General features: G+C 44.9%; 3 protein-coding genes and 1 pseudogene. All 4 read left to right on the top strand.

Features of this window, described 5'->3' with window-relative positions; genetic code table 11:
- Positions 1-65 precede the first annotated feature (65 nt).
- Complete coding sequence (locus tag J4G02_18060) at positions 66-461, top strand: DUF111 family protein (protein MCE2396442.1); 396 nt, start codon at positions 66-68, stop codon at positions 459-461.
- A 124-nt stretch (positions 462-585) separates the two neighbouring features.
- Positions 586-1,599: pseudogene (locus tag J4G02_18065) on the top strand (hypothetical protein).
- A 666-nt stretch (positions 1,600-2,265) separates the two neighbouring features.
- On the top strand, positions 2,266-4,095 hold the full coding sequence (locus tag J4G02_18070) for a hypothetical protein (protein MCE2396443.1): 1,830 nt from the start codon (positions 2,266-2,268) through the stop codon (positions 4,093-4,095).
- A 17-nt stretch (positions 4,096-4,112) separates the two neighbouring features.
- Positions 4,113-6,008 (top strand): leucine-rich repeat domain-containing protein (locus tag J4G02_18075; GenBank protein ID MCE2396444.1); only part of this gene is annotated, 1,896 nt, incomplete at its 3' end.

The following is a 6,008-nucleotide window of genomic DNA, read 5'->3' on the forward strand; positions in this document are numbered from 1 at the left end:
TGTATCGGTAAAAAAAAACTATCGAGCATGATCAGGTCTGCGTAATTGAAACCAACCTTGACGATATGTCGCCAGAGATTGCAGGCTACCTGATGGAGCAACTCTTTGAGCGAGGTGCTCTTGATGTCTTCATGACCCCAATATTCATGAAGAAAGGTCGTCCCGCGACAAAACTGAGTGTCCTTTGTACACTTCCCCTCCGTAATACCCTCAGTGAAATGCTTCTTGTAGAAACAACTACGTTTGGTGTCAGATGCTACACCGTTGACCGATTAAAACTCACCCGTGACTTTGTCGATATCCAGACACGGTGGGGAGCTGTTCGCGCGAAAAGCGGATATTTGGACGGTCAGTTAATTAAAACGGTTCCCGAATACGAAGATTGCAAGGAACTTGCGGAGCAACACGGTGTGCCACTTAGAGAGGTCTATGAGGAAGCAATCCGACAAATGGGTGAATGAGAAAGTTTCTGAGATTAAGAATGTTCAGGACTACTTATTTGAAACTCAGCCTCTGACCTATTCCGCTCCATGTCCCATACACCGAACTAGCGGATCTTGAACTTCTAAGGAGTATTTTATTATAATGTTTAAACGTCACTTAGTCCCTGATTTGATTCGGATTTGTAAGCCACATCATCTCATCACACTCGTCGGTCTATTGATATTCATTGCGAGTTCTCAAAATGTATCCGCCCAACAACAGATAAGCTGCCTTATCTGCCACGGTCCTGACGGTGCTTATAAAGAATCCCTCTTAATGGAGCACAATGCACTCATCGAAAAAGGGAGCGTTGTACCGGGAAATCCCGATGCATCTGAACTGTACAAGCGGCTCATAACCACTGAAACGGCTAAACGGATGCCACTTGGACAACCCCAACTGCCCGATCAGTCAATTAACGCAATCCGTAACTGGATATTAGCTGGCGCTCCCGATTGGGCGGTAACTTCTGTCTCCGATGGTGACTTCATCTCTCCTAGTGCAGTCCTCAATACCATTGAGACGCATCTGATGTCTCTTGCACCCTTTGACCGTGCCTTTGCCCGTTACTTCACTATGACACATCTCTATAATGCAGGGGAGTCTGTGGGGATACTTCAAGAATACCGCAAAGCACTGTTCAAACTGGTCAATAGCCTCTCATGGGGGGTTGAGGTCATTAACCCAGAGCCCATCGACCCACAAGGGACTATCTTTTACATCGACCTAAGACACTATGAATGGGACGTCAATGACGGGTGGGGACAGATAGAAGCGACATATCCCTACCACATCTCGTTTGATGCCCCAACACAGACCGCGCTGAAGGCACAATTGGGACGGTTACAAACAGAGACGAAAAGTAATATACCATCGGTGCATGTCGACTGGTTTGTCGCACAAGCATCTTTACCCCCACTGTATCACGACCTGCTCTCTCTACCATTGACAGATAGGGAATTGGAAACCCGATTGGAAGTCGATGTCCTCCGTAACATCAACGATGCGCCGGGGGTGCGTGTCTGGCGGGCAGGCACTAACGATTCTGGAGTATCGGCTAACAACCGGGTGATAGAACGGCATAAATCTCGGTATGGCGCATATTGGAAAAGTTACGTGCGCCGTATAAACGGTGATTAGAAGTGCCTCCATAGGAGGCTGGGATTGCCAAAATATCCCATACGCACCAGAGTTAGGTTCGGCGAATCATCGCCTGAAATCCCGAAAGGGAGGGCTGAACATAGCATCTCTGGAAAAGGCGGCAATGACTGAAATATCCTAAGTTAGACGGTCGTCAGTGTAAGATGTGCATGAGCAAGGCTGAAATGCCTGAATCCCAAGTTCTCATGGCTCTATTCCAAGCAATGGCGTATGGATTTGCTGATATATTCAGCAACAGTAGGGAGGTCATGGCTCACAACTGATTGAAGGAACGCCATATTGGAGAATACAGGGGTAATCGTAGCTTGCCACTTTAACTGTATTTGGTTTCTCCAACATGCCTGATACATTCAGGATTAAAGGGATAAAAGGGACTCTAAACACATCACACCTTTGAATCATTGGAAATACGGGATTGGCTAAGTTGATTCTTTGAATCAATATGTCAACGGAATCGCCATATTACCCAACGTATAGAGTCAAAAAAGGCTCAATGCAGTGTGATAAACACCTATCCTTGAGATATAAGTTTTCAGCAATGAAGGCGAAAGTCGAGAGGGAGAAGGGGGAAGGGCGGTAGGTTAGATAAACTTTAATTTTCAGATTAGGAAGACTTCCAAGATGGATTTCGCTAAACTAACTCGAAAATTAGAGGGGCTGGAAAAAGCCTCAAGGAATGGCTTTAGAGTGAGAAACCTTCATGAAATCATGCGTCTTGATGAGTTATGGTATTTGGCGTATACAAATATCTACTCTAACACGGGTGCAATGACAAAAGGCATTGATGAAGTAACGCTCGACGGCTTTTCGGTTAAGCGAGTTCATAAACTCATCAATAGTCTGAAGGCAGACACTTATAAACCCAAGCCTGCGAGGCGGGCATATATTCCCAAGAGAGACGGTAAGATGAGACCTCTTGGAGTGCCTTCAGGCGATGATAAGCTAGTTCAATCAGTCATCAAGATTCTACTTGAGCAGATTTACGAGCCTATTTTCTATGATTTCTCTCATGGATTCAGACCGAATAAATCCTGCCATACTGCCTTAAAGCAGGTGCAGAAAACTTGGACTGGAACAAAATGGCTTATCGAATACGATATTAAGGGATTCTTTGATAACATGAATCATGATACCATGATTGAACTGTTAGAAAAGAAAATTGATGATAAACGCTTTATTAAATTGACTAAAGCTCTCCTCAAGGCAGGTTATCTTGAGGATTGGAAATATCATCGAACATACAGCGGAACGCCGCAAGGCGGAATCATCAGCCCCGTTCTATCAAACATCTATCTACATGAACTCGATGGATTCATGGCTAATCTTATCACTGAGTTTAACGTAGGCAAAAGAAGACCAGTCAGCCCTGAACATAGACGAGTCAGTAGCAAGATAGAACGATGGAGAGAAAAACTGAGAAAATCAGGGGTTGCCCCTAATACAATCAGTGAACTAAAGGCACTTCAGAAGGAACAGAAAACCCTACCCTCAAAGATTGAAAACACAGATGAATACAAAAGGCTAAGGTATTGCCGATATGCCGATGACTTCATCTGTGGAGTCGCTGGCAGTTATGGCGATGCAAGAATGATAATGCAATCTGTCGAGGACTTCTTGAAGGAAAACTTGTATTTACAACTATCGCCTGAAAAGACAGGAATAGAGAGGCTCATTAAAGGTATTGAGTTTCTTAGTTACGAAATCCGAACATTCAGAGTCAATAGAACTGTAAAGCAAAAGTTGAAAGATGGTAAACATCGCACCCAAAGAACCCTTACGGGGAAGATTGTTCTATCCGTTCCTGAAAGAAAAGTTAGAGACTTCTGTAAAAAATATGGCTATGGAAATTGGCAAAGTATGAAATCAATACATAGACCATATCTCATAAAATCGTCAGAGGTAGAAATCGTTGAGGCTTACAATGCTGAACTGAGAGGATTGGCAAATTACTATAGTTTGGCTGGAAACGTCAAGAGCAGACTACGCAAACTCTTTTACTTAGCTTTATATAGTCTTTTCAAGACTATTGCAAGTAAGAGAAAACGTTCCTTGACGAATGTCGCTACAGACTTAAAAAGACCCAATGAGCACTATCTCAGATATAGATTCAAAGATGAATGGAAAACGATTAGAATCTTCCAACTAAAGCACATGAGCAAATCGGTTGAAACCAAAGACGAACTGCCTCTCACAGCTTACCTATTTCACTCTGGAACGGAGTTGATTCGGAGAATAGAAGCAGAACAATGTGAATATTGTGGCAATTTGGATAAGCCAGTCGAAGTGCATCATGTTATAAAATTGAGAGATTTGAAATCAAAGCCACATCTTGAGAGATGGGAAAAGGTTATGATAGCAAGGAATCGGAAAACCCTAATACTCTGCATTAGTTGTCATAATCTTCTACATCAGGGGAAACTGCCCGATATGAGGCAAACCATAAAAGTCTAACTGGAGAGCCGTGTGAGATGAAAGTCTCACGCACGGTTTGGAGAGGGGGCAAGGGAACTCTGGTTTATATCAGAATCACCTGCCCTACTCTACGACTTTGCTGGCAGTGTTGGCCACTCTCTTTCACCCATGATGGTGGGGAGGTTATCTTTAATCTTCCCAACGGGTTACAAGCCTACTACGTTACCAATGCGTCTGGGTTTCGGTTGGATGACGCCCCGATAAACATTGTTTCCAATCCTGCTGCGAGTGACCCCACGGTGCGTAACGGACTCTCCTGTTTCGGTTGTCATACAGAGGGAATGAAGACGTTTGAGGACGAGGTGCGTTCCGTAATAGAAAGTAATGCGACCCCAGCGTATGATAAAGCACAAGCACTAAGACTATATGTCGAACAATCAGAGATAGACGCGCTCTTACAGGAGGATACGGGTAGGTACAAAGAGGCACTGGAAGCGACGGGTGGTGAGCTTGGAGGAATAGAACCGATATCCCGTTTCCATGAGGTATTCCAGGGAACTGTCGACGCTGCGTATGCCGCCGCGGTGGTTGGATTAGAGACAGAAGTATTCCTTGAGAAGATACGTGAGAATATAGGGCTACAGAACATAGGTTTGTTGGTATTAGACAGTGCGAATGGGAGTATGAAAAGAGATGCCTGGACATCGAACTTCCGAGATATACTTTTTGCGTTAGATTTCCCACAGTTAGTTGACAAGACCCCCGTTGTGCCGCAGCCGGACCGCCTACCGGGTGCGTTTGTTCATATCCCTGACACAAACCTCCGTGCTGCGATTGCAGAGGAACTTGGCAAGAGTCCTAATGCTCCAATTACTGTGGGAGAGATGGAAAGGTTGGGAGGAGTTAATGTAGAGAGCAGAGGTATCCGAGATTTAACAGGACTTCAGTTTGCAACAAGTCTGAATGAGTTACGTCTCAGGTATAATCAAATCATTGACATTTCACCGATAGCAGGATTAATCGGACTGCGTACACTTATGATTAACTTCAACCCCATATCCGACCTATCCCCCTTGAGAGGCTTAACAAATCTCATTCACCTACAGGTGCATGTGCCTGGAGCATCCGGCCTGTTGCCGATAGCAGGATTAATCAATTTGGAGTCTTTACGTATTGAGGGGGACGATGTATCTGACCTATCACCCCTTGCAGGACTAACCAATCTGGAGACTTTAGCTTTTGAGGCTAACAATGTTTCCGACCTGTCACCTCTTGCAGATTTGATTAACCTGAAAACGCTCTGGACTGGAAGCGATTTCATATCCGATTTATCACCCCTTTCGGGATTAACAAAACTGGAGTTCTTAGAGGCTTGTTGCGGAGACGTATCAGACCTTACACCTTTGGTGGGCTTAACTGGTTTGAAAGAACTTCATCTTAATGGTAACAAAGTATCGGATATATCCCCACTTGCCGGGTTAACCAAGTTAAATCGTCTGGGTCTTGACCATAACAATATTCCGGATGTATCCCCGCTTGCAGGGTTAATCAACTTGAAATGGCTAAATGTTGGAGCAAACGACATATCGGATGTAGCGCCCCTTGCCGGGTTAACTAACTTGAAATGGCTAGGGGTTTATAAAAATGCGATCTCTGACATTTCGCCTCTGGATGGATTACGTGAGAATATAACGACATTCCTTTGGCACGCCAATCCGGCATTCCCAAAAGGAGGATCGGCAATAGAAGGACCGTGGCTATGGGTCGTGTTGCCTTACGGAGAGCCGAGTGGCAGTAGGGATTTACTATCAGAAGCGAGTGGGGGCACAGTGACAGAGACAAAAATTGCTACCCATGGGGCAATAGAGGGAAGTGCTGTCGGCGATGACGTATGGACATCCCGCAAACTTCCGCCTACGGGGTGGAACAACGTTGACCTGATGCTTGGAGAG

The sequence above is a fragment of the Candidatus Poribacteria bacterium genome (genome assembly GCA_021295755.1).
Taxonomy (GTDB): Bacteria; Poribacteria; WGA-4E; order WGA-4E; family PCPOR2b; genus PCPOR2b.